Origin of the sequence: Bacillus sp. S71 (assembly GCF_016625265.1) — a bacterium.
Classification (GTDB): Bacteria; Bacillota; Bacilli; order Bacillales; family Bacillaceae_G; genus Bacillus_A; species Bacillus_A cereus.
Map to the genome: position 1 here is coordinate 548,253 of NZ_JACVUW010000001.1, position 26,653 is coordinate 574,905.

Below are 26,653 nucleotides of genomic sequence, written 5' to 3' on the forward strand. Positions count from 1 at the left end.
AAAAAAGAGCTTTTCTTATCTATCGAAAAGCTCCTCTTTTATTTAATGTGAAGACGCATCGCTAATGCCATGACCAGTATTAGATTTCACTAGAATTTCATCAAATTTCGCTGCATCTTCTTTCTTACTAGATAAAACCGTTCCTAAATATGCTGCAAGAAATCCGAGTGGAATTGAAATAATTCCTGGTGTCGTATATGGGAATAACGCTTCCCCAACAAAAATAGCTTTTCCAGCTACAGGGTTCCAAACATTCGGACTCAACGCTACGAGAACAATTGCTGATACGAGACCTACAATCATACCCGAAATAGCACCCGTTGTATTAAAACGCTTCCAATATATTGTAAATAAAATTACTGGTAGATTTGCACTCGCTGCAACTGCAAATGCTAATGATACTAAAAATGCTACGTTTAATGTTTGGGCAAATAATGCAAGTATGATAGATAGTATCGCTACTCCAATAGATGCATAACGAGCCATGGATACTTGCTCTTTTTCCGTTGATTTTCCTTTACGAATGATTTCATTATAAAAATCATGAGCGAATGCTGATGCTGCCGTTAATACAAGACCTGCCACTACAGCCAAAATCGTTGCAAAAGCAATTGCTGATACGAAAGCAAATAAGAAGTCTCCACCTAACACTTTGGCTAATAAAGGTGCCGCCATATTACCAGCTGGGTTCGCTTTAATAATCGCTTCATTTCCTACAAACGCTGCCGCACCAAATCCTAAGAAAATCGTCATAATATAAAATGCACCAATTAACCACGTCGCATATACGACAGATTGACGCGCAGTTTTTGCATCACGTACTGTAAAAAATCGGACAAGTATATGCGGTAATCCAGCTGTACCAAGTACTAGTCCTAAATTTAAAGAAAGTGTATCAAGACCATCCTTATACTTTACACCTGGATTTAAAAATGAATCTTTTAAAGGTGTAGCTGTTTTCATTTGAGCGAACATTTCAGTCACGCTGAAGTTGAATTTTGCGAAAACGATAACAGAAATAATAAACGTACCAGCCATAAGCAATACAGCCTTTACGATTTGTACCCAGCTCGTTGCTGTCATACCTCCAAAAATAACATACACCGTCATAAGTGTTCCAACGATTAATACAGATGTCGTATATTCAATCCCTAATAATAATTTAATAAGTGCACCCGCGCCAACTAATTGTGCAATCATATAAAAGATAGAAATCGTCATCGTATTAAGAGCTGCAACTCCGCGAACTTTTTTCGCATCAAAGCGTGCTGCAATCATATCCGCCAAAGTGTACTTTCCTAGATTTCTAAGCGGTTCTGCAACAAGATATAGTACAACTAAATAAGCAACTAAAAAACCAATACTATAAAAGAATCCATCAAACCCAGTTAATGCGATTGCTCCGGCTATACCAAGAAATGAAGCAGCAGACATGTAATCTCCAGCGATGGCCAGACCATTTTGCCAACCAGTTAATCCCCCTCCAGCCGTATAAAATTCACTCGCATTTTTCGTTTTTTTCGATGCAAAATATGTTATGACGAGCGTACCAAGAACAATAATTAAAAATAGTGCAAATGCAGTAGTATTCAAGTTCAGCCCCTCCTTTTTTGCATATCTTGCAGAATTTTTTGGGAGATTTCATCAAATGATTCTGCTTTTTTGCTATAAATCATACATAGTGCCCATGTCATGATAAATTGGGAAAAAGCAAATACCCACGCCCATGTAACGTCACCAAATGCAGGTGTATTAAGCACCTTTGAATACGACGTTAAAATAGGCAGTGCAATAAAAAAACTAAAAAAGAAAATACTCATTGGAACGATAAACTTCTTTTTCGTATTTAATAACAATTGAAATTCTTCCGACTGAACGACCTCTGTATAATTCACTTCATTTTGCAACTTACGTGCTGACGTATCATCTCGTTTCATTAACCGATCCCCTCTCTTACTTGAAATACAATTCCTCCTTGTATACCTAAAGACTAAATTTTATAAATATTCAGAAACTTATACTTATTTTAGACAATCCATGCATTCATGCAAAGATTTTTCGATAGACATTTTTCGGCAATTTCTCCTAAATTTTTAATATACTTTTTCAAAATAAAGTGACACCTTACTTATTTTTTCCTCATTAAGACAAAAGCAGTGCTTAACGCACTACTTTTGTCCTTTTTTCCTTTTCTAAATTACGAGCTGTTTCGCTTAACTCAACATCTTTTCCGTCTTTAAGTGTTCCAAATATAAAATCGAATACTGGATTTGAAACACCGAACCAAAACTTTTCGTTTTTATAATGGTGTAATATATGTTGTTTTTTTAGCCATCTTCCAAACTTAGTGACGGGACGAATCGGTCTATGGGCAATATAATGTTTCCATTCGTAAACGAGCAGCATGATAATCATTCCGATTCCAAATGAAAGTGTAATAGTAACACTTTTTGTAATACCATATGCTATAAGCAAATAAATAGTAAAACTAGGTATACTAAACCATACAGGTAAAAACAAAAGTTTTAAATCCTCTGGATATACGTGGTGATCATAATGTAATCTTCTTAACATTTTTAATAGAAATGTGTTTTTAGGTGGTTTTATATGGAATAAAAAACGATGTGTCATATATTCATTAAGTGTATAGAAAACAATCCCAAACATACATGCTAACATGCCAACCCAAGAGAAAAATTGCATTTTTAAAATAATAATGAAAATAAATAGAATGCTATACATAATAACGATATCATGTTGTAAAAAGAACTCTTTCCCCACTTTCTTCATCTTGTTTCCCCCTTTTCCCAAAAAACAGCCGCAACATATCGTTACGACTATTTCTTTTCTATTCTTATTCTATTCACTTTACAAATTTGCCTGCTGTTCTATTGTCGAGAAAAAATTATTTGGTCCAAATATATTTTGCTTCGAAATAATATGTTCCACTGCAAACACTGTTACTTCTCCTCTTTGCACTTCTCCAATAATGAGACCAAATATTTTATGATTTACTGCAAACGTCGGTTGCTTTGTTTGTAGCAATCTTGCAGCATTATGAAATACCGCTTCATATAGTGGATTTCTATCAGTAATTTCTTTTCGGATTTTTGGCGCTAACGTAATGATAATTTCTTTTCCGTCAATAGTGGTTCGATACATAAAAATCTCCCCTTCAATCTTATGTGAACAACTGTAAAGCTTTGTATGCAAAATGTATAGAGTAACCTACTAAAATAATACCTGCTCCAGCTGTTATGTAGCCAAGTGCTTTTGGTTTTAATAAAGTTCTTCCAAAATGTACAGAAAAAGCAATATTTAAATTCCATAAAATAATGCCAGCAATAATGCAAAGACTGTACAAAAAAGCTTCTTGTTTCGTTACCTTCGTAAGTAATGAGCTAAGTGTACTTCCGTATATACCAAACCAAAAAACAAGATTTAATGGATTGGATATCGCAATTAAAAATCCTGCCATAAACGATTGCTTAAGGCCACCTACCTCTTCTTTTTTATATTCCATATTCGAGTGGAAAATTCCTTGTTTTACACTTTGAAATCCTAAATAAAATAACAAGAAAAAACCCGTGCAATACATGAAGGCTTGTACATATGTATACATAAACACAGAAGATAAACCGAAATAAATAAGTAACATAAATAAAACATCTGCAGTCATTCCACCAATTCCAACAACCCAAGCATGCCAAAACCCACGTTCAATTCCTCGTTTTAACATTTCAATATTAATCGGCCCTACTGGTGCAGCTAATGAAATACCTAATACGATTTGCTGTATAATTGCTCCAAACATCGCTCTATCCTTTCTACTCTCTTTATTACTAGTTAATGATATAATTTGAAAAAATAGACTAGCTTTCGTAATAAAATACCCTTTTTTATCCAAAATATACAAAAGAGCCATCTAGGTGATGGCTCTTACTTTTTTATCTTATGAATAAAAGGGCATTTCCCTTTTATTGGTTCTACATCGTCTCCTATGAAATATTGTTTCCATTCACGATGCTCTGGGTCACCATAATGACTAATGTTAGGATGTTTCGGCAATTGATCCCACTTTTCAACTCGCTCACGGACCATTTGTCTTGAATATGCTCCTTTAGGACGATCTCCCTCTAATCCATCAAAAATAGTGCGTGGCTGAAACCCAATAACGAGAGCATTCCCTAAATGTCTAGTTTTTCGTTGTTTATAAGCTGGCGCATTTCCAAATGCAAATATTGGCTCACCACCAAATGAAAATTCCCATAAATAATGGTCTGGATCTTCAGGAATTTGCTTTGGCCATGCTTGATCATCGTTTTCATGCAAATACTGTAGCACTTTCCAAAAAGAATCGCGGTAATATTCGAGTGATTGTTCTTCACATTCCGGTTCTACAAAAAGGAAAAAGCCCCTTCTTACAATCGGCCTCTCTTTCATTAACTCTAAAAAAGATAACATTGTATGTGGCAAATGACTCCAATTATTATGAGAAAGAAATGAATAGCGAAGTTCATTCTTTTTCAAAGCTGTTAAACCGAAATAACATGGAAAAGTTGGTTCTAACACGACACTTGAAAAAATCTCAAATTCTTTTGCAACCCAATCCGGTATGTCGGTTCTCGTTCTTATTCCTTCATTATCTAATAAGTAAGACTTATTCATTCTTTCACCTCATTATGTATAGCATTCAATTAAGAATATTACATACTCGGCCTGTCCTATACCTATTTAAAAATTCGACTGAAAAATTATTTAAAAATACAAAAAATAAAATCGCTTACTTGACTAAATTCTCCCAATTCGTGTATATTTAAATTAATCATTTAGCAGAATATTCAAGAATATAGCATTTTTAGTTTATATTATTTTTCAAATGAATTTCACTAAATGAAAATAGTAAACGCTTTTAGGAGGAATTATAACATGCAAGGAAAAGTAAAATGGTTTAACAACGAAAAAGGTTTTGGATTTATCGAAATGGAAGGCGCTGACGATGTATTCGTACATTTCTCTGCTATTCAAGGAGACGGCTACAAAGCTTTAGAAGAAGGTCAAGAAGTATCTTTCGACATTACTGAAGGTAACCGCGGACCTCAAGCTGCTAACGTAGTAAAACTTTAATCCAACATATAACAGGAGGTTACCTTACTTGGTAACCTCCTTTATTATTCCTTTGTATATTTCCGTTTTACAGAGCAAAAACTATGTGAAATGCGCAATATACAAAGGAGGCAGTAACAATGGGATCAGAAGTAAATGATTTTGAAGAAGTAAAATTCCGTGTAGAAACAGCACAAAAAATGGTAGGCTCAGCAACAATTTCAATGGATCCAGATACATTAGAGCATGCTACTACTGCAGTAGAAGCAGCTCGCTCACAGCTTGAAATTATGAAATCTGTTGCAGTAGATTTAGATGAACCATTTTTAATGAACGAGGAAAAGAAACTAAGCAAATGCGAGCAGCAATTAAACGAAGCAAAGCACTAAAAAAACATCCAGAGAATTTTCTCTGGATGTTTTTTCATGACAACTGTTCTCCATACTTTTTCAATGTTTCACCAACTGTACATTGCCTTATACAAAATGAATGAGCATAATACTTACTATTTGTCTTTCGATTATGTTCTCGCAAAAAACATCCTTCACAATACGTTTCTAATAAGTCATTTACCTCTGTAATGAGTTGCTTTTTATCCACCTTTGCACCTCTCTATTCGGTTATTTCTTTATGACTATCAATAACTGTTCCTTCTAATGCTTGCGTTGCTAATTGATGTGCTTCTTTATTTTGTTTTCTAGATATCGGTTCACATACAAGTTTTAATTTCATTTGCTTCGCCTTTTGTTCAATTTGATCTAAATAATGGTTTAAATGCTCATCATAACAAGGCCATTCTCCGGCTAATTGCTGCAGTACCACTTGTGAATCTCCGCGAAGTGTAACTGCTTCATACTTAATCCCTAGTTCCTCGAGTATATTCATACCGTATAATAATGATGCATATTCCGCTTCATTATTATCATATATACCTTCTATATATGCATTGCGGCGAATACGGTAGTTTGTATTTCCTTTTTTATAATACACACATATACCAACGCCAGCTTCTTTCGTTTGCACATCATACCCCCCATCAAAATAAACGAGTATTTCTTGGGGCTCTTCCTCTACTTGCTTACTTAACTTTTTCATCTCTTTTAATGACCATTCTGCGTCCATTTCATCGTAAAATAAAAGTTCCTTAGCTCTTCCTGTTTTCTCAAAATCCTCTGCAAATTGAAGTACTTCTTCTATGTTCATATACTCTGTTGTTAATTCCGTCTGCAATCCACGCTTCGTTTTATACAACCAATGAATTTTATATTTCATACTACATTCCCCTTATGTAAGACTTCTTATATATATCCGGCTAATTGAAGCCTCACTTTATTTTATTATATTTTATCTAGAGTCACAGCATTATATTCAATATGATTACATACAAAAAGAGCTATCCCTATAGGAATAGCTCTTTCATCTATTACATAAATCTTTCAAATTGTACTCGCTTATTAATCCAGTACATTACAGGCATACCGATCGCCATGACAACAAATTCACCGATTGCACAAGTTAACCAAGACAACATAAATGGTAAACCCAATGCAAGATGAAGTTCAATTGCAATCATAAACATTGTAATCGTAAAGATAACTGTATTAAAAATCATACGAGCCCAAACACCTTTAATAAATCGCATAGAAATAATCGTTGCAACTAACGCAAGAATAGATTGTCCTACTCCAAATACTAAATCGTAAGCGATCATAGGTGAGAAAAAGAGATTCGTTAAAAATACACCTAATACAATTCCGTAAATTGCTTTCTTGTTAAATACAACGAGATGATTAAACATCTCTGAAATACGAAATTGTACATTCGTAAAGCCAAATGGCTGAATAAGCATAGAAACAGCAATATATAATGCCGCTAAAATACCATTACCGACTAAAGTTCTAATATTCATGACAAAATCTCCTTAGTTTTTTTACGTGGGATGGTTTCGAACCACGTTATTCGTTTTTTAAGCAACAAGATTATATTTTACGTGGTAGCCCCTCTTTCGTCAATAGATTCCTATCATAAACTACCTTTTTCCTTTTAGACAACGTATAATGAAACATATGAAAGGTTTAGGAGGTTTCACTTCATGACAGCAACAATTCAAAATGAAAAAGTGATCGTTTCCATTTCTGACAAAGGTGCAGAATTACAGAGCGTTCGCTTAAAAGAAGACAACACAGAATATTTATGGCAAGGTGATTCTACTTATTGGGGACGCCGTGCACCAATTTTGTTCCCAATTGTCGGCCGATTAGTAGATAATACATACTACGTAGACGGTAAATCATATTCATTAACACAACACGGTTTCGCTCGTGATCTTACTTTCTCTGTGAAAGAACAAAGCGAAACAAAAATCACTTATATCGTTACTAGTAATGAAGAAACATTAAAAAAATACCCATACGAATTCGAACTACTCGTTTCTTATGAGCTAGATGGACAAATCGTTCATGTAGCATATGAAGTAAACAATCCTACTTCAAAAGAGATGTTCTTCTCAATCGGAGCACATCCTGGCTTCAACTTCCCTTTATTGGATGGTGAATCATTTACAGATTATCATTTATCGTTTAATGGTTCGGAACGCTTAGAAACAAGCGTATTAGAAGGACCTTATCTTTCAAACAAAAAGCAATTAATCGCTGAAAATACAACTGAATTGCCACTTACATATGATTTATTCAAAAATGATGCGCTTATTTTTGAAAATATGAATACGAATGAAATTTCGATTCGTTCTCATAAACATAATAAATTTGTAAAAGTAGAATTTGATGGCTTCCCATTTGTCGGCGTATGGACACCAGGGGATAACGCGCCTTTCTTATGTATTGAACCTTGGTATGGAATCGCTGATGAAATAAATCCAGCAAAAGATTTCAAGGACAAAAAGGGAGTTCAATCGTTACAAGCGAATGAAACATTTACATGTTGTTATAGCATCACAATCGGATAACTACTCTATCCCCTACTTCAAAAAGCATTTAAGTAGGGGATAATCTTATAATTTGGAGGTTTCTCATTTTGATTGAAGTATATATTGATGGTGCATCAAAAGGAAATCCTGGTCCTTCTGGTGCAGGAGTGTTTATTAAAGGCGTTCAGCCGCCTGTACAATTATCATTACCACTTGGAACAATGTCCAATCATGAAGCAGAATACCGCGCTTTACTTCTAGCATTAAAATATTGCATCGAGCATAATTATAGCACTGTCTCTTTTCGTACAGATTCCCAGCTTGTCGAACGGGCTGTTGAAAAGGAATACGCAAAAAATAAAATATTTGCACCTCTTTTAGATGAAGCACTGCAGTACATAAAAAACTTCGATCTCTTTTTTATTAAGTGGATTCCAAGTAGTCAAAATAAAGTAGCTGATGAATTAGCTAGAAAAGCTATATTACAAAATTAACGGGGGTATGAGTGTGAAAAAAGAGTGGATTGCTCCTCTTGCTTTATTATTTGTCTCTTTTATTTGGGGAGCTACGTTTGTTGTCGTTCAAAACGCTATGTCTTTCGTTGGTCCATTTACGTTTAATGGTATTCGCTTTTTATTCGCTGGAATTATTTTATTATTCGTTCAAATTATTTTCTCACAAAAAACTTCAAAACAAGATATAAAACATAGTAGCACGGCAGGGATAATCGTTGGTTTTTTCTTATTTGTCGGTTATTTATTGCAAACATTTGGCTTACTCTATACAACATCTTCAAAAGCAGGTTTCTTAACTGGGCTAAGCATTGTTATGGTCCCAATCTTATCATTTATCTTTTTAAAACAAAAAGCTACCATTTTCATCGTACTTGGTATTGCTGTCGCTACAACAGGTTTATACTTATTAACAGCTGCTGATTCTTTCCAATTAAATATAGGAGATATACTTGTTCTCGGTTGTGCAGTTGCTTTCGCTGCCCATATTCTTATTAACGGCTTCTTTTCTAAGAGAATATCACCTTTATTATTAAGCACATCTCAAGTATTAGCTGTTGGTATATTTTCTTCTATTTGCGCTTTTTTGTTTGAAGATTGGGAAAAGTTATTTTCCGTATCACTATGGACGAATCAATCCTTTTTATTCGCACTCTTTCTAACTGCCCTGTTTGCAACATCTATTGCTTTTTTCATTCAAACATCGGCACAAAAACACACTTCTCCAACGAGAGTAGCGATTATTTTCGCAATGGAGCCCGTTTTTGCTGCCTTAACAGGCGTTCTCGTTGCAAATGAACAACTTTCTATTTCTGCTATTATCGGATGTCTATGTATTTTTCTAGGCATGATTTTTGTTGAATTGCCTTCCAAAACAAAAAAAGAAGCGCAGGCTGCGTGAAGTTACGCTTGTAACTTCCGCATAAAAGCCTTAGCGCTTTTTTTATCTGTAATTTCTTCTTCTTTCAATCGTTCTAATAACGCAACGAAATAACTACCATCAAACTGCAATTGATGTTTAATTGTCGCTTCTATTGCTGCGTTCACAATCCCATCAGACGCACCAGTATATCCTTGTCCGAACATAATAAACCCTTGCGCTTCCTCTGATAATTTAAATCCTTTCGTATGTAAGAATGAAAGATAATCTTCTACTGTTTGCATGTTATTCCCACCTACTCAAAAATTCTCCATCTCCTATCATACATGTTTTTACACGCTATGAGAATGAAATTTCTTTGACAACTTTGTAAATCAATCTTCTACTTCGCTTACAATGGAGGATTTTCTAACAATCTGAAGGAATATGTAAAGTGGAACTTATTTCATATTAAAGGGGAGACACGATGAAACAAGCACTATTAATTATCGACGCTCAACAAGAATTAATTGATGGAAATGAGCAAGAAAATGCAGTTTTTCGTAAAACCGAGCTATTATCTACACTAAATATAGCACTGCAGAAAGCAATAGATTCAAATGCTCTTATTGTTTTCGTAAGAGATATCGATGTTGCTTCTGGTAGTGGCGAAGGATTTGAAGTACATAATCAAATTCAAGTACCCCAGTCTGCAATCCTTATTAATAAAGCAGCAACCAATTCATTCTACGGCACTTCTTTACTTGAACTTTTAAAAGAAGAAAACATTAATCATATTGTTATAGGCGGATGTAAAACAGAACATTGTATCGACACTGCCGTTAGGACAGCAACTGTACAAGGATTTGACGTTACATTAATTAAAAACGGGCATTCAACAACTGATTCTAACGTATTGTCTGCAGAACAAATTATTGGTCATCACAATAAAACTTTACACGGTCATTATAACGTTGATAATTTTTCTATGGTGAGAGATATCGAGGAAGACCTCTTTCAGCCAACTCATGACCAATATCGTGATTAAATTGGATAAAGTGAAACTTTAATCAGTGGTGGTTTGTTGATCCCCCACCTAACTTCTTTGCTTCCGCTGAATTTTTTGGGTGGGAGTCTTACTGCCCGGCAAATAGCGGGATAAAAAAAGAATCCTTCATTTAAAAGGATTCTTTTTTTATCCAAAAATTTGCGCTGCAATACTATATAGTTCACCATTTCTTTTTAATAACCGATTACTATTTTTCATCATAATTGGTGGTGTATTCACCTTTTTAAAACCAGCAATCTCTAATTCTTTCATAAAATCGTTCTTTCCTTCTGGTACATCCATTCTTAATTTTCCATTATGCCCTCTTGCTAAATCATGTACTATTCTCATTGCCATCGCATTATTTTTAGCAACGACTGGTCCTATTATTTTATTTTCTGGCGTTTGTATACTTATACCGTATCCTACTACATTTTCTTCCGTATCCTTTACAACGACACACTGCTCACTTTGCATAATTCTTTGTTTTAAAAACTCGTTTCGGCTTGTCCCAAATGCGCCTTCATCTATTTTTATTATTCCTTCTAAATCACCCTCTTTATAAACCATCATACATTCTTCATTTTCTGCACATTTATGATTCGCATTGTACGAGTTACAAATATATTTAGAGACATAGCTTACTACCCTAAATCCTAACTTTTCATATAAAGGTTTCCCTTCATCCGTAGCAATAAGCATAATTGGAGTATGAGCTGATACGCTTTTAACGCACGCTTCCGTTATTATCTTTCCAATCCCTCTCCCCTTATAATCTGGATGTACAATTACCATTCCGATAGATGCCAACGCCTCCCCGTATAATATTATTGCTGCGCTAGCAATAAGTTCCTTTCGCTCATTCCATACGCCGTATACAATACCTGAGTTAAAAACTGTATCAATTTCTTCTCTGTTATAATCCCAGCCAATATAAGAAGATAATGCTACAATATCGCCTATTTGTTCTTTACTAAGATGCTCCACCCTAATTTCCAATTCAATCATACTCCATCCCCTTATCTAGACATTTAAATCATTATTACTAAATCAACTTGTACATGTTTCCATTCATTTGTCACATACATATGTTATTTTGACCAAGACTATATTGTAAATGAGGTGACAACATGCCCATTACGAATCGATTTTCTACCACCACTAACGGCGCACTCGCTATTACTGGAAATACTTTAGGCTTAAGTAAAATTAGTAATCAAAACCGTGCTGGTACAATCGGGGCAATTGGTGCATTCGCAACTACGAATACTGCTTTACAAGTACCTACTTTTCCTGCTGGTACAACGTTAAACTATACACAAAATAGTTCTACCGCTATTTTAAATATCCCTGCTGGTAGTACTATTCTTTACGCAGAACTCGTTTGGGGTGGAAACTATTTATCTCGTGATCAAAACATTACGAGTGTATTAGGAAACCCAGTTTCTTTTACAACACCTGTTTCAACATACTCGATTACTCCTTCAGCTGTTACGGCTTCAAACCAAACATTCGTTTCAAACTCTATTACATTTGGCTTTTACACTCGTTCAGCAGACGTAACAACCCTTATTCAAGCTGGAGGTTCTGGTTCCTATACTACAGGCGCGGTTCCTGGACTTGTAGATCCTATAGATGCTTCTAATGGAACAATTAATTCGGCTGGATGGACGCTTATCGTCGCTTATCAAAACGGGACATTGCCAGCAAGAAACTTAACCATTTATGTAGCGGGTAACCGTGTTTCTGCTGATACCGGTAGTGCAGATGTAGCTGTTTCTGGATTTTTAACACCTTCAGGAGGACCTGTAAGCGGGAGATTATTTTTAAGTTCTATTGAAGGAGATGCAGATTTAATAGGGGATCAAGCTTTATTTGGACCAAATTTCAGTTCATTAAATGCTTTATCTGGGCCAAATAATGCTGTAAATAATTTCTTCGGTTCTCAAGTTAATAATGCTGCAGGAAACTTAGATACAACTGGGACATTTGGAACGCGAAATCAAAGTGCTTCTACAGGTACAAACATCTCCGCTGGAAGACAGGGCTGGGATATTACTTCTATTGATATTTCTCCTTATTTAACAAACTCACAAGTATCCGCCGCAATCCGTTTAACTACTAACGGAGATGCATATATGTTAAATACAGTCGGCTTACAAATTAATATAAACTCCCCAAATATACAAGCAACGAAAAGCGTAAATAAAAGTGTTGCTGCAATTGGAGACATTCTCACTTATACAATTACTATCCCTAACACCGGGCTTCTTCCTGCCAATAACGCTATTTTTATAGATAGTCTCCCTAACGGTACTTCTTTTATACCCGGCACTGTAACAGTAGATAACGTACCACAAACAAATGCAAATCCCGCGGCTGGTATATCTCTTGGAACAATTAATAATGGTACTTCTCGCACAGTAACCTTCCAAGCTACTGTCGTTTCTCTTCCAAGTCAAAATCCTATCTCTAACACTGCGAATATTACATTTCAATATACACCAATCGCCGGAGGAACAACCTTTAACGGTCTTGCAACAAGCAATTCTGCTGGAACGCAAATTAACCTGGCAGATATTAATGGAACAAAATCAGTCAACAAACTTTTTACCGATATTGGTGAAACATTAACTTACAGTATTGCCTTAGCTAATATAGGAAATATCGCTGCAACAAATGTTATATATACGGACCCAATTCCTAGCGGGACTACTTTCATTCCAGGGAGCGTAACTGTGAACGGAGTTACTCAAGCTGCCGCAAATCCCGCTAATGGTATATCAATTGGGTCAATTGCTGCAAATTCTACTACTACTATTTCATTTCAAGTATTCGTTCCTTCTATCCCCCAAACAAATCCAATATTAAATAGTGGTACAACGACATATCAATACATTCCTGTACCAAATCAACCTGCAGTAAGTGGGACTGATACGACCAATATCGTATCTACTCAAGTAAATAACGCCACTGTAACAATGGCAAAAGCAGTAGATAAAAATTTCGCAGATATTGGTGATACACTAACGTACACCGTTTCCTTTACAGGTACAGGTAATACAAATGCGAACAATGTTATTTTTACAGATATCATTCCTACTGGAACAACTTTTGTTCTAAACAGTTTAACAATAGATGGCACGACACAAGTGGGCGCAAATCCCGCTACCGGCGTGAACATTGGATCCATCCCAAGCGGCACAATAAAAAATGTTGCATTTCAAGTAGTAGTAAACACAATACCCGCGTCAAATGTCGTATCTAACGGATCAAGCGCTTCTTATCAATATACCGTAAACCCTAGCCAATCTCCCGTTACAAAAAACATTTCTTCTAATCTCGTTTCCACTCAAATTAACAATGCGAATGTAACATTAACAAAATCAACTAACAAACAATTTGCCACAATTGGCGAAACGATAAGTTATACAATCCTTATTACAAACAGTGGAAATGCAGCCGCTAATAACGTTCAACTAACAGATCCACTTCCAAACGGAACGATATTGACTCTTGGCACTGTAACACTAAACGGAGTTTTGCAGAATGTAGATTCTCTCGTTGCTTTACCTATCGGCACAATTCCTGGTGGAGCTACTTTTACCTTATCCTTTCAAGTAACAGTCATTAACATTACTGCCCAAAACCCTATTATTAATAACGCTTTCGCCTCTTATATTTACACTGTAAATCCAAGTTTGCCACCTACTTCAAAAACAGCAAATTCTAATTCTGTTACATCAACAATTAGACTAGCAAATCTCCATGTTAATAAATCTGTAGATAAAACGTTTGCGGAAGTTGGCGATGTATTAACTTACAGCTTTGCTCTTACTAACGATGGAAATGTTGCAGCGAACAATGTATTACTATCTGATTCAATTGCGAATGGAACCGCCTTTGTCCCAAACAGCGTTATAGTTAACAGTGTTACTCAGCCAGGCGTTACACCAGCTAGCATCAATATTGGTAGCATCAATGCTAATACTACAATTACAGCTTCATTCCAAGTAGTAATAACTAGCATTCCAAATCCAAACCCTATTTCAAATAGCGCTTCCATCTCCTATAACTTTATCGTTGATCCAAACACTTCACCTGTAAGTAAGAACACTACTTCAACCACTACATTTACTCAAGTAAACGATGCAAATGTCATTTCAGCCAAAACAGTGGATCGAGAGTTCGCTACCGTAGGGGATATATTAACTTATACTGTTACTTTGACGAATGCAGGAAGTGTTTCTGCTGATAGCCCTACTTTCGTAGATACGAATCCAGACGGTACTACCTTTATTCCAAACACTTTTCTTATTAATGGTGTACTTCAAAATAACGCAGATCCAAATATAGGTGTTCCGCTACCTTCCATTGCTGCTAACGGTTCACTTACCGTCTCTTATCAAGTAACCGTCACCTCTTTACCAACACAAAATCCAACATTAAATTCATCTAGTACACAGTATAGCTTTATTTTAAATCCGGGCGATCCACCAACTATAGAAACATCTGTAAGTAACACTGTAAGTACACAAATTAATTTAGCAAATGTCGTTATTGTCAAAGAAGTAGATTTAACTATCGCCGACGTCGGGCAACCAATCACATATACAATTTCTTTAGCTAATCTTGGCAATACTACAGCAAATAATGTTATTGTTACCGATATAATCCCTAATGGCACCACTATCGTTCCAAATAGTATTTTTATAGGTGGTGCTTTACAACTAGGTGCAGACCCTAGTGCCGGTCTTCAAGTGGGCTCCATTCCTTCGGGTGGTTTTACAACGATTGTGTTTCAAATAAGTGCAAATGGGCTACCTTCACCAAACCCAATTCAAAACAGCGCTTCACTTCAATATAGCTTTATCGCTGATCCAAACTTACCTGCTCTTGTTAGAAACACTGCTAGCAATATAGTAACTACACAAATTAATACTGCTAATATCGTTGCTACAAAACTAACGAGTACGAACTTCGCTGATGTCGGTGATGTCATACTATATGCGACTATTTTAACGAATAACGGGAATATCCCTGCTGCTAATGTAACATTTACAGATATCATTCCAGCGGGTACCCTCTTCATTCCTAATACTGTAACGATTAATAATGTCCCTATAGCTAATGCAAATCCTGCTAACGGCATTTCGATTGGTACGATAGGAGCGAATTCATCACGCACTGTTGCATTCCAAGTTTTTGTACCAACTATCCCTGCTGTAAACCCAATTACAAATCAATCAGGCACAACATTCCAATATACGTATGATCCATCCAAACCAGCTGTAATGCAGATGGTTGCTTCTAACACTGTACAGACAACTATTAATAACGCCTCAATTGCCGCTACTAAATCGGCAGATAAACAGTTTGCTAACGTAAATGATATTATTACGTACACAACTACTTTAACGAATAACGGGAACACACTTGCATCAAATGTAATATTTACAGATGTAATTCCAAACGGGACATCGTTCATTCCTAATAGTGTTACTGTAAACGGGAATACACTGCCTAATGTCAATCCAGCAAGCGGAATTGCAATCGACCCAATAAATTCGAATGCAAATACAATCATCTCATTCCAAGTACAAGTAAATTCTATCCCGAACCCAAATCCAATCCCGAACCAAAGCAATACAACGTACCAGTATGTCGTAGATCCTAACTTACCTCCAGCATCCGCCAATACGTTAAGTAACGTAATAACAACTCAAATTAATAACGCTAATATTGTCGCTACTAAGTCTGTGAATACACCGACAGCTGCAATTGGTGATATTGTTACCTATACGATTGCAGTAACAAATACAGGTAATATCCCTGCTAGTGCAACTGTTTTAACAGATGGGCTTGGCGCAGGAGCTTCATTTATCCAAAACTCCGTAACTATCAATAATGTTCCACAACCAGGATTAGATCCATCACTTGGTGTTCACTTGGCAGATATTTCGCCAGGAGATACTGTATTCATTACTTTTCAAGCACAAATTTTAGCGATACCACCTAGTGGCACATTAACAAATAATGCTCTTGTAAATTATGAATATACCGTGAACCCAAACCAATCTCCTGCTGTTGGTAGCACCGTAACAAATACAACAGTTACACCAATTATTGACGCTACTTTAGTAATAAATAAAAGCGCTAGTACAACTTTCGCTACAATTGGTGATACAATTACATTCACTTCAGCTGTTACAAACAACGGAAATACTACTGCGAACAACATTATTTTTACTGATACAATTCCAAACGGTACTACCTTTATCCCAAATAGCTTTAAGATAAATGGTGTAACCGTTCCGAATGCAAATCCACAAAACGGTATCAATATTGGTAACTTGAATTCAAATGCATCTGCTACACTCAGTTTTCAAGTAAACATTACAACACTTCCAAACCCTAATCCAATCCCGAATAAATCATCGCTTCAATATAGCTTTATTGTAGATATAAATGAACCGCCAGTTTCACGAACAGTTCAATCTAATAAAACCTTTACACAAGTAAATACTGCTTCTGTTATCGCAACAAAAACTGCAAGCAGTGCTTTTGCTGCTGTTGGAGATACAATTACGTATACAACTACCCTCACCAATAGCGGAAATACTACCGCAAACACACCTGTTTTTATCGATATATTACCACCTGAACTTTCATTCGTTCCTGATAGCGTACAAATTAATACCATCCCACAACTTGGATTTAGACCAGATAGCGGGATTTCTTTAGACTCAATTCCAGTTGGAGGAACGACAACAATTAGCTTTCAAGCTATCGTTGGCTCAATACCAGTTACAAATCCAACTTTGAACCAGTCTAGCACGACATACTCGATCATTGTTGATCCTACCCAGCCGCCGGTGACAGAAACAGCTACAAGTAATCCAACTTTAGTTCAAATTAACGAAGCGATTATTCAAGCAACGAAAAGTGTGGATCGACTATTTTCTGACGTAGCACCTGGAAATTCATTTTTAACGTATACTGTTTTATTGGAGAATATAGGAAACACAACTGCTACGAATATCATTTTTACAGATCCAATTCCAAATAATACAGTGTTTATAGAGGATAGCGTTCGAGTAGGCGGGGTTTTATTACCTGGGGTAAATCCCGCGAATGGGATACCAATTGGGGATATTATTGCAGGAGATTTTACAAACGTTACCTTCCGTGTGCAAGTAGTTAGCATTCCAAATCCAATTTTCACAATTGGACCTGGGGGGCCAAACTCACCAGTTGTAAACGGAGCTTCCATTGATTATCAATTTATGACAGGACCTAATTTACCACTCGTTTCAAGAAATACGACATCTAATCCCGTTTCGACACAAATAAATTCTGGGGAAATTGTGGCAATCAAATCTGTAGATAAAACTTTCGCAACAATTGGCGATACAATTTCTTATACGATTACATTAAATAACCCTGGAAATGTCACTTCACAAAATATAATTTTCACAGATATTTTACCTGACGGAACGACATTCATATCTGGCACTCTTACAAACGATTCTGGTACACAGCAAATCGGAAATCCAGCTAACGGGATTCAGATTGGAAATATAAACCCAAATGGAACGGCCGTTATTACCCTCAACGTACTTGTTACAAACATTCCAAGTATAAATCCAATTTCTAATTCTAGTTCTGTACAATTTTCACATGTGGTCGACCCTAGCCAACCTGCCGTATCACAAACGAATGTATCTAATACGGTTTCGACAACTATTAACAGTGCGATATTAACAACCCAAAAAAGTGTGGATAAATCTATTATTTCCGTCGGGGATACACTTACGTATACAACAACTATTACAAATACAGGAAATACACCAGCTACAAATATAACTTTTACAAGTGCAATTCCTCCTAGTACTACTTTTATACCAGATTCCGTCACAATAAATGGCATCCAACAGCTTGGTGCACAGCCAGCACTCGGAGTAAATATACCAAATATCGCGCCTGGTGAAACAGTAACTGTTACCTTCCAAGTAAATGTTATTTCTGTTCCTCCTTCAAGTTCAATTATGGGTAACGATACAATTTTATATTCTTATACTGTTGATCCAAACGGAACTCCTGCTACTACTTCTACTTCAACGAATATTGTCACAAACCCAGTATTAGATGCTATGATAACGATGATAAAATCGGTCGATCAAACACTTGTAACACTAGGCGATACTATTACCTATACGACAATTTTAACGAATAACGGCAATACAAATGCAACGAATATTACTTTCACTGATCTTATACCAGATGGCACAACATTTATTACTGACAGCGTTACAATAAATGGAATCACACAAATTGGATTGAATCCTAATACAGGCATAACGATTGGATCAATTGCCCCTAACAGCTCAATATCTATAGCATTTCAAGTGACCGCTACTTCTACCCCTGTTCAAAATCCTATTGCCAATTCCGCTACTGCTTCTTACACATTTATCGCTGATCCAAATGCACCGATTGTTTCAAGAAATGTTACTTCAAACACAACGTTTACTACAATTAATACTGCTACCATTCTTTCATCGAAACAAGTTGATAAAGCTTTTAGCCACATCGGAGATACACTCACTTATACTGTCACTTTAACAAACAATGGAAATTCCTCCGCACAAAATGTTATTTTCACAGATGCTATGTCGAGCGGAACGACATTTATTACAAATTCATTTTCTATTAATGGAATTCCTCAAAGTGGTGCAGATCCAACAAACGGTGTAAATATTGGGCCGATAACAGCTGGGGCTACAGTAACTGTTTCATTCCAAGTAAATGTGACGTCATTACCAACCCAAAACCCAATTGTAAATTTCTCATCAACATCGTACCAATTAGTCTCACCACCTGATGCAGAAACTTCAATTAGTAATCCTGTTTCAACACAAATTAAAGAAGCAATATTATCTATGACGAAAAATGAAAGTGTATCCTTTGCTGATATCGGGCAAACTGCTTTTTATACTACTTCTATTACCAATATAGGCAATACCGATGCAACTAATATAGTATTCACAGATGCATTACCAAGTGGACTCACATTTGTTCCTAACACATTAACGGTCGATGGCGTTTTACAACCGAATGCGAATCCAAATACAGGCGTATTACTTGCAACACTTCCACCAAATGAAATATATAGTATCGTCTTTCAAGTTACGGTGAACAGCATCCCACCTATTAATCCTGCACCAAATACAGCAGCAACGACGTATGAGTTTACTGTTGATCCTGTTAATCCTCCCATTTCAAGTGCAGCTACTTCCAACACTACACTTCTTCAAATAAACAACGCAACTATTATTAGCACAAAAACAGCAGATCTTACTTTCGCGGATATTGGTAATACAATAACATTTACACTTAACCTCCCTAATACCGGGAATACGGCTGCAACTGATGTAACTATTATCGATATTCTTGATAGTAATTTAAGTTTCGTTCCAAATAGTTTCACAGTTAATGGGCAAACCATTCCAAACGCTGATTTATCTACTGGTGTAAATATTGGTTCCATTAACGGCGGTAATGCAGCAATCGTCACATTCCAAGCAACTGTTACCACACTTCCTACACTTAATCCTATTTCTAATTCTGCTTCTATCACATATCATTATGTCGTTGATCCTAGCCAACCATCTATTACAACGTCCAATCAATCTAATACAACGACCACACAAATTAATAGTGCTATTCTTACTGCACAAAAAAATTCAAATGTATCTACGGTAGATATCGGGCAGGATATTACCTACACCGTTACAATTACAAATAGCGGCAATGTTAGTGCAACAAATGTTATTTTTACCGACCTTATTCCAGACGGAACTTCATTTGAACCGAATAGTTTTACACTGAACGGAACTAGCATCCCAAATGCAAATATCATTACAGGCGTTCCAATTGGTGATATTGCGCCAAACCAGTCTGTAATCGTAGCATTTCACATTAATGCCAATGAAATTCCACCTATAAATCCAATTACTAATCAAGCTAGCGTTAGCTTCCAGCATATCGTTAATCCAGCTAATCCTCCAGTTTCAAAAAACATTGCTTCTAATAGCGTTTCAACACAAATTGAAAGTGCAATTTTAAACACTACTAAAATAGGAGATAAAACATTTGCAACGATCGGTGATACGATTACGTATACAACAACGATTACGAACACAGGAAATATTCCAGCTAACAATGTTGTATTCTCAGACCCTATACCATCGTGGACACAATTTGTTGTAGGATCAGTTGTTGTTGATGGAACTCCATTACCATCCGCTTCTATCATTGACGGCGTTGGCATAAATACAATAACTCCAAATCAAATCGTAACAATCGTATTCCAAGTTCAAATTGTAAGCAATCCAACAACGCTCACACCTGAACTCCAAAACTTAGGATTTGTTAACTTCCAATATAACGTAGGCAATGCATTACAGGCTCAACCTGGCAATGTGGAAACGAACGTCTTCGTTACCTCTATTAATTCAGCAATACTTTCAGCTGTAAAAACTGCTAATACAGCCTTTGCAAATATTGGAGATACGATCACTTATACAGTTTTGATTCAAAATAGCGGCAATACAAATGCAACGAATGTAAATTTCTCAGACATGGTTCCAGCAGGTACGACCTTTGTTGAAAATAGTTTTGCTGTAAATGGAAGTACCATTCCAGGCGCAAATCCAAATAATGGAGTTAATGTCGGAACAGTTAGCGTAGGTAGTTCCTTAACCGTTACTTTCCAAGTCATAGTTACATCAACTCCACCTTCAAATCCGATTACAAACGTAGCATCTATTCAATACGCATTCATCGTTGATCCGGCCTCTCCTCCTGTTACAGGCACGATAAATTCTAATAGCGCTTCAACACAAATTAATAACGCAACTGTTACAACTGTTTTACAAGCAAATCGAACAATCGTATCTATTGGAGATGTAATTACGTATACAGCGACATTAACAAATACTGGAAACTTTCCTGCAAACTCTGTATTACTCATTAACGGAGTTCCTGAAGGAGCATTATTTGTTCCAAATAGTGTTACGCTCAACGGAATTTCACTTCCAGATGCAAGTCCAACTCTCGGTATTCCAGTTGGTATTATCGCACCAGGTGATTCTGCTACTATTACGTTCCAATTTCTTGCAAGTTCTATCTCGCCGCAAGGAGCGATTATAAATCAAGCACTTACAAGTTACACGTATATTGTCGATCCAAGTCAACCTCCAGTTACAGCAACATCCTCATCTAATACAGTTAATACAGCTGTTGTTGATGCATCATTATCCGCAATTAAAAGTACAGATTCTCTCGTACAATCTACTGACGGTACAATCACTTACACAGTAGTCGTTCAAAATAACGGAAATACTACTGCAAATACAGTTACTTTAACAGATTTGGTCCCAGAAGGAACTGCATTTATTCCGAATAGCGTAACTATTAATAGCGTTTCCGTTCCAGATGCTGATCCTAACGTAGGAATACCATTAAACTCCATCACACCGTCAGAAATCGTCACTGTAACATTCCAGGTTATCGTTCAATCTATTCCAAGCGTGAACCCAATTTCTAATACAGCCCGTATTGACTACACTTTTATCGCCGATCCAACTGCTCCTATCATCTCTCGAACAATTACGTCTAATCCCGCTTTCACACAAATTTCAGATACGACTATCCTTTCTTTAAAAGGAGTCAATGCACAACAAGCAACAACAGGTGATATTTTGACTTATACGATAACACTAGAAAATACCGGAAATATTCCAGCTACTAATCTCATATTTTCAGATACTATTCCCCAAAATACTACATTCGTAGAAAATAGTTTTACACTTAATGGAACAACTATACTTGGTGCCAATCCAAATGTAGGTGTTACTTTGCCTACCCTAGTAGCAAACGCTACTCATCTTATTTCGTTCCAAATTCTTATTAACGATTCATTCTCGCAAGAATCGATTACAAATCAATCCAATACAACATATACAATCCAACCAGACCCAGGGCAACCGCCTATTAGTGAAACATCTACTAGTAATATCGTCATTACAAATTTCGTGCAAGCTCAATTGACAATTACAAAAACATCCAATCCAACAACTGTAGATATCGGTGGAACTATACTTTATATTTCTGAAGTGAAAAATATCGGTAATGTTGACGCAATAAATATTAATTTCACAGATTCTATTCCAACTGGGACTACATTCGTTCCCGATAGTGTCACAATTAACGGTGTCCTTCAGCCAGGTGTAAATCCTGAAAACGGAATACCAATTGGAACAATTCCAGCAAACAGTTCCAAAACGATACTATTTCAAGTGCAAACAAATAATCCACCGAATGAAACTGAAATTGTAAATCAATCTTCAGCAACTTACCAATATGTAAGTATTCCTACAGCCCCACCAGTAAATCGCTCTGCAAATTCTAACATTGTTACAACATCACTTCAAAATGCAAATATTATTTCTGTTAAAAGTGCGGATGTAAATTTCGTATCAATCGGGCAAATGATTACCTACACAAATACACTTCAAAATATAGGAACCGTTCCGGCTAACAATATCGTGTTCATTGATAACATTCCAGAAGGTACTATATTCATTGAAGATAGCTTAGCAATAAATAATGTAATTCAGCCTGGCGTGAATCCTGAAAACGGAGTAACTCTCGGCACGATACAACCAAATGAAACAGTCACTATTTCATTCCAAGTACAACTTACAAATATACCAGAGGGCAATACAGTCATTAATATTTCAGACACTTCGTACGAATACCAAATTGACCCTAGTTCTCCAATTATTCAGCGTAGATCGTTATCAAATGCAGTAAATACTGAAGTGCGAACGGCAAATGTTAGTGCAATTAAATCCGCTAACAGATCCATTACACGTATCGGTCAAATCATCACATATACAGTCGCAGTTACAAACGCCGGTACAATACCTATTACAAATACTCTCCTACTTGACGCAATTGCTTCTGGCACCACATTCGTTCCAAATAGCATTCTTGTAGATGGCGTACCAAGACCTAACGAAAATCCAATTACCGGTATCAATCTTGATATAATTCTTCCAAATAATACGATTATCGTTACGTTCCAAGTAAGCGTAGTTTCTATACCGCCACAAAATAACATTAATAATATCGCCGTCATTCACTATGAGTATCGACCAGACCCAAGCACACCACCAATTTCAGAAACGACCTCTTCCAATGCTACAAACATACAATTTATTGATGCTATTCTTATTGCTACAAAATCTGCTAATACTGTATTAGCTACTATTGATGAAACCATTGAATATACAGTATTCATTCAAAATAATGGATCGGCTACAACTAACTCCATCTTTTTTACAGATACTATAGCAGATGGAACAGTATTTATTCCAGGAAGTGTAATAGTTAATAATACTGTACTTCCTGCAGCAGATCCGAATATCGGCTTTTCCATCCCTAATGTCGCAGCAGGTCAAATGGCTACAATAACATTCCAAGTTTCCGTTACGAATTTACCTACTGTAAATCCAACACCTAATACTGCAAACATCGCCTACGACTTTATTTTCAATCCTGACTTTGCACCAATTCAAAAATCTACTACTTCCAATACTACTTTCGTTCAAATTAATGATGCTGATATCGTTTCACTTAAAACTGTTGATTTGACCTCTGTAACAATTGGTGACATTTTAACTTATACAACAACTTTAACGAATACAGGGAATACGGATGCCACTGCTGTTGTATTTACAGACAATATACCTGATGGAACAACTTTTATTGACGGTAGCGTTTTAGTAAATAACATTCCTCAGCTTAACGCCAATCCAGGTGCAGGTATACTTGTAGGAACGATTGCTCCTAATATTTCTATCCCAGTCACATTTTCTGTTACCGTCGTAGCTCTCCCAACTAGCGGTCATATTCAAAATCAATCAACTTCTCGTTATACAATAAACGTGGAAGAACAAATATCGACTAGCAATATTACCTCCACTGAAGTTATTTCTGCTAATGTAATTGCGACAAAAACAACGCCTATCCAATATGCTGACTTACAAACTATCATCCCTTATACAATTTCCATCATAAATAACGGAAATATACAAGTCGAAAACATTATTGTTACAGATATCATCCCAGCAAATACGAGCTTTATAGAGAATAGTGTTATCGTGAACGGCAATGCTCGGCCAAATGACAACCCTCTTAACGGTATACAAATTGATAACATTCCGCCTAATACGACAGCAACTATTCTATTCCAAGTACGGGTTACTTCGATTCCACAAACAAATCCAATCTCTAACACGAGTACAGTTGAATACCAATACACGGTACCAGATCGACCACCTATTACCGAAACTATTATTTCATCAGCTGCTTTAACAGAAATTAATCACGCGAATTTGAATAGTAATAAAGCTGTTGATCTTGCATTTGCAACGGTTGGTGATACGTTAACGTATACGATTACACTAAATCAAACCGGTAATGTTGCAGTAAATGATGTAATCATTCAAGATATTATTCCTCAAGGTACTACGTTTATAGAAAATAGCGTCATTGTAAACGGAGAAACTCTTCCAGGAGCGAATCCAGTAAGCGGCATACCAATTGGTACTATAACTATTGGTGGAGATGCTATCGTTTCATTCCAAGTAACTGTGACTTCTATTCCAACACCAAATGAACTAAACAACAACGCAATTACTACTTTTAACTATATAGTCAACCCAAATAACGTACCCGTTACAAATACGACTACAACAAATACCGTCACAACTACTGTCCAAAATGATAATGTCATTGCCATAAAATCTGTTGATGTAACGAATGCCTTACCTGCTCAAACTTTAACGTATACAATTACGATTATGAATAGCGGTAATGTAACGATTGAAGACCTTCTTGCTATAGACACCGTACCAATAGATACGACTTTTGTTGCTGGTAGTGTTACGATTAACGGAATCAATCAGCCTAATGAGAATCCTGAAAATGGTATTACGTTAGGAAATCTTGCTCCTAATGACTCTGTTATTATTACGTTCCAAGTGACAATATCTTCTTCTACTCTTCAACCTACAATTAATAACGATGCTTCTGTTTCCTATACCGTTATCATTGATCCAACAAAACCACCTATTAAAATTACAAAGCAAACAAATACCGTTACAACGACAGTCATTGATCCGATGGTTCGTATTGAAAAAACAACTGACAAATCTATTGTCGTTATAGGAGATATCATTACATTCACATTAGCGGTATTTAATCACTCCCCAATTCCGACAATCAGTACTTCTGTTATAGACACAATTCCAGTTGGTACAACATTTATAGAAAACAGCGTAACAATTAACGGTACTCCCGTTCCAAATGTTCGTCCAGACACTGGTATTAATATCGGCTCTTTACCTGCAGATTCAGTAGCAACTATAACATTCCAAGTTCTCGTAACTTCTATTCCTTCAAATAGTACAATTATAAATTCTGCAACAGTTACCGCTGCCTTTCAATTGACACCACAGGATCCAATTATTACTTTCATTGTTAATTCAAATATCGTTCGTATACCAGTTCAATTTATAACTACAACAGTCACGAAAAATGCTTCCGTCAGCTCAGCTTATTTAAATCAATATTTTGATTACACGGTGCGTATTACAAATACTTCCGAAATTTCACTCTCAAATATTTCTTTACAAGATACCATTCCAGCAGGTTTACAATTTATAAACGGCACTGTCTTTATTAACGGTGAACGCTCTCCACTAGCGAATCCGAATATCGGTTTCCTAGTTGCCACTAATTTAGAGCCAAACGAAACAATTATCGTGTTATTCACAGTACAAGTAATAAGTCCACCTGTTAATAATCAATTTAAAAATACGGCCAATATTTCGTTACAACTTCAAGTCTCGCCTACCGATCCACCAATTACAGTAACCGTTACAAGTAACGAAAATATCGTCACCTTTGTTCCAGAAAATCCAGATGAAACACTTCCAAATTTAAATTGCTTCTTTGACGGTGAACGCTTCATTCGCATTACTCCTCGAAATGTACGAAATTACCTTTGGACTTGGATTTGGTGGAAGTAATTGAAACAAAAAAGAGATTGTAGTTTGGTTGAAACCAAA

At 36.2% G+C, this 26,653-nt stretch carries 18 protein-coding genes and 1 riboswitch; of the genes, 7 read left to right on the plus strand and 11 right to left on the minus strand.

Annotated elements, in window-relative coordinates; all coding sequences use genetic code 11:
• Positions 1-42: 42 nt before the first annotated feature.
• The 6 genes from IBT51_RS02620 to IBT51_RS02645 form a co-directional block, all read right to left on the minus strand.
• Complete coding sequence (locus IBT51_RS02620) at positions 43-1,593, minus strand: solute symporter family protein (RefSeq protein WP_234465779.1); 1,551 nt, start codon at positions 1,591-1,593, stop codon at positions 43-45.
• A gap of 2 nt (positions 1,594-1,595) precedes the next feature.
• Positions 1,596-1,937, minus strand: a complete 342-nt coding sequence (locus tag IBT51_RS02625) for a DUF485 domain-containing protein (RefSeq protein WP_048565245.1) — start codon at positions 1,935-1,937, stop codon at positions 1,596-1,598.
• A 223-nt stretch (positions 1,938-2,160) separates the two neighbouring features.
• Positions 2,161-2,790, minus strand: coding sequence for a sterol desaturase family protein (locus IBT51_RS02630; RefSeq protein ID WP_200457992.1), 630 nt, complete (start codon positions 2,788-2,790; stop codon positions 2,161-2,163).
• Between the two features lie 78 nt (positions 2,791-2,868).
• On the minus strand, positions 2,869-3,162 hold the full coding sequence (locus IBT51_RS02635) for a cytoplasmic protein (RefSeq protein ID WP_200457993.1): 294 nt from the start codon (positions 3,160-3,162) through the stop codon (positions 2,869-2,871).
• 19 nt (positions 3,163-3,181) lie between these two features.
• Positions 3,182-3,925 (minus strand): LysE family transporter, encoded by a 744-nt coding sequence (locus tag IBT51_RS02640; protein WP_016513073.1) that lies wholly within the window; start codon positions 3,923-3,925, stop codon positions 3,182-3,184.
• A 14-nt stretch (positions 3,926-3,939) separates the two neighbouring features.
• Positions 3,940-4,668 (minus strand): YqcI/YcgG family protein, encoded by a 729-nt coding sequence (locus IBT51_RS02645; protein ID WP_200457994.1) that lies wholly within the window; start codon positions 4,666-4,668, stop codon positions 3,940-3,942.
• Between the two features lie 261 nt (positions 4,669-4,929).
• On the opposite strand from IBT51_RS02645, the gene cspB reads away from it, so the two are divergent.
• Both cspB and IBT51_RS02655 read left to right on the plus strand, forming a co-directional pair.
• Entirely contained in the window at positions 4,930-5,127 is a 198-nt protein-coding gene (gene cspB / locus IBT51_RS02650) for a cold shock-like protein CspB (RefSeq protein ID WP_001161731.1), read from the plus strand.
• Positions 5,128-5,246: 119 nt separating this feature from the next.
• Positions 5,247-5,495: a DUF2564 family protein gene (locus IBT51_RS02655; RefSeq protein WP_000534400.1), complete on the plus strand. Its 249-nt coding sequence runs from the start codon at positions 5,247-5,249 to the stop codon at positions 5,493-5,495.
• Between the two features lie 34 nt (positions 5,496-5,529).
• On the opposite strand, the gene IBT51_RS02660 is transcribed toward IBT51_RS02655, so the two are convergent.
• The 3 genes from IBT51_RS02660 to IBT51_RS02670 all read right to left on the minus strand — a co-directional run bounded on the left by IBT51_RS02660 (position 5,530) and on the right by IBT51_RS02670 (position 7,015).
• Complete coding sequence (locus IBT51_RS02660) at positions 5,530-5,706, minus strand: zinc-finger domain-containing protein (RefSeq protein WP_000358801.1); 177 nt, start codon at positions 5,704-5,706, stop codon at positions 5,530-5,532.
• Positions 5,707-5,718: 12 nt separating this feature from the next.
• Complete coding sequence (locus tag IBT51_RS02665; protein WP_000875548.1) at positions 5,719-6,378, minus strand: ribonuclease H family protein; 660 nt, start codon at positions 6,376-6,378, stop codon at positions 5,719-5,721.
• 151 nt (positions 6,379-6,529) lie between these two features.
• Complete coding sequence (locus IBT51_RS02670) at positions 6,530-7,015, minus strand: QueT transporter family protein (RefSeq protein WP_001026474.1); 486 nt, start codon at positions 7,013-7,015, stop codon at positions 6,530-6,532.
• A gap of 6 nt (positions 7,016-7,021) precedes the next feature.
• A riboswitch (PreQ1 riboswitch) is annotated at positions 7,022-7,066 on the minus strand.
• A gap of 132 nt (positions 7,067-7,198) precedes the next feature.
• Between IBT51_RS02670 and IBT51_RS02675 the strand changes: the two genes are divergently transcribed.
• From IBT51_RS02675 to IBT51_RS02685, 3 genes are all read left to right on the plus strand, one after another.
• Positions 7,199-8,071: an aldose 1-epimerase family protein gene (locus IBT51_RS02675; RefSeq protein ID WP_200457995.1), complete on the plus strand. Its 873-nt coding sequence runs from the start codon at positions 7,199-7,201 to the stop codon at positions 8,069-8,071.
• Positions 8,072-8,139: 68 nt separating this feature from the next.
• On the plus strand, positions 8,140-8,526 hold the full coding sequence (locus IBT51_RS02680) for a reverse transcriptase-like protein (RefSeq protein WP_000573877.1): 387 nt from the start codon (positions 8,140-8,142) through the stop codon (positions 8,524-8,526).
• Between the two features lie 13 nt (positions 8,527-8,539).
• Entirely contained in the window at positions 8,540-9,445 is a 906-nt protein-coding gene (locus IBT51_RS02685; protein ID WP_140155650.1) for a DMT family transporter, read from the plus strand.
• Between the two features lie 2 nt (positions 9,446-9,447).
• Here IBT51_RS02685 and IBT51_RS02690 read toward each other — a convergent pair whose 3' ends face one another.
• The gene (locus tag IBT51_RS02690; protein WP_001195212.1) at positions 9,448-9,708 is read right to left on the minus strand and encodes a DUF6123 family protein; all 261 of its coding nucleotides are present in this window, start codon (positions 9,706-9,708) and stop codon (positions 9,448-9,450) included.
• Between the two features lie 182 nt (positions 9,709-9,890).
• Here IBT51_RS02690 and IBT51_RS02695 point away from each other — a divergent pair, with 182 nt between their 5' ends.
• Positions 9,891-10,451, plus strand: a complete 561-nt coding sequence (locus IBT51_RS02695) for a cysteine hydrolase family protein (protein ID WP_000806310.1) — start codon at positions 9,891-9,893, stop codon at positions 10,449-10,451.
• 147 nt (positions 10,452-10,598) lie between these two features.
• Here IBT51_RS02695 and IBT51_RS02700 read toward each other — a convergent pair whose 3' ends face one another.
• Positions 10,599-11,459, minus strand: coding sequence for a GNAT family N-acetyltransferase (locus IBT51_RS02700; protein ID WP_200457996.1), 861 nt, complete (start codon positions 11,457-11,459; stop codon positions 10,599-10,601).
• A gap of 122 nt (positions 11,460-11,581) precedes the next feature.
• Here IBT51_RS02700 and IBT51_RS02705 point away from each other — a divergent pair, with 122 nt between their 5' ends.
• Positions 11,582-26,614: a DUF11 domain-containing protein gene (locus tag IBT51_RS02705; RefSeq protein WP_200457997.1), complete on the plus strand. Its 15,033-nt coding sequence runs from the start codon at positions 11,582-11,584 to the stop codon at positions 26,612-26,614.
• The last annotated feature ends 39 nt before the right edge of the window (positions 26,615-26,653 follow it).

What these genes read in the sequence shown, in the direction of transcription:
- IBT51_RS02625 (WP_048565245.1), bottom strand. Translation starts at nt 1,937, where the DNA reads ATGAAACGAGATGATACGTCAGCACGTAAGTTGCAAAATGAAGTGAAT.
- IBT51_RS02630 (WP_200457992.1), bottom strand. Translation starts at nt 2,790, where the DNA reads ATGAAGAAAGTGGGGAAAGAGTTCTTTTTACAACATGATATCGTTATT.
- IBT51_RS02635 (WP_200457993.1), bottom strand. Translation starts at nt 3,162, where the DNA reads ATGTATCGAACCACTATTGACGGAAAAGAAATTATCATTACGTTAGCG.
- IBT51_RS02640 (WP_016513073.1), bottom strand. Translation starts at nt 3,925, where the DNA reads ATGGCTCTTTTGTATATTTTGGATAAAAAAGGGTATTTTATTACGAAA.
- IBT51_RS02645 (WP_200457994.1), bottom strand. Translation starts at nt 4,668, where the DNA reads ATGAATAAGTCTTACTTATTAGATAATGAAGGAATAAGAACGAGAACC.
- cspB (WP_001161731.1), top strand. Translation starts at nt 4,930, where the DNA reads ATGCAAGGAAAAGTAAAATGGTTTAACAACGAAAAAGGTTTTGGATTT.
- IBT51_RS02655 (WP_000534400.1), top strand. Translation starts at nt 5,247, where the DNA reads ATGGGATCAGAAGTAAATGATTTTGAAGAAGTAAAATTCCGTGTAGAA.
- IBT51_RS02665 (WP_000875548.1), bottom strand. Translation starts at nt 6,378, where the DNA reads ATGAAATATAAAATTCATTGGTTGTATAAAACGAAGCGTGGATTGCAG.
- IBT51_RS02670 (WP_001026474.1), bottom strand. Translation starts at nt 7,015, where the DNA reads ATGAATATTAGAACTTTAGTCGGTAATGGTATTTTAGCGGCATTATAT.
- IBT51_RS02675 (WP_200457995.1), top strand. Translation starts at nt 7,199, where the DNA reads ATGACAGCAACAATTCAAAATGAAAAAGTGATCGTTTCCATTTCTGAC.
- IBT51_RS02690 (WP_001195212.1), bottom strand. Translation starts at nt 9,708, where the DNA reads ATGCAAACAGTAGAAGATTATCTTTCATTCTTACATACGAAAGGATTT.
- IBT51_RS02695 (WP_000806310.1), top strand. Translation starts at nt 9,891, where the DNA reads ATGAAACAAGCACTATTAATTATCGACGCTCAACAAGAATTAATTGAT.
- IBT51_RS02700 (WP_200457996.1), bottom strand. Translation starts at nt 11,459, where the DNA reads ATGATTGAATTGGAAATTAGGGTGGAGCATCTTAGTAAAGAACAAATA.
- IBT51_RS02705 (WP_200457997.1), top strand. Translation starts at nt 11,582, where the DNA reads ATGCCCATTACGAATCGATTTTCTACCACCACTAACGGCGCACTCGCT.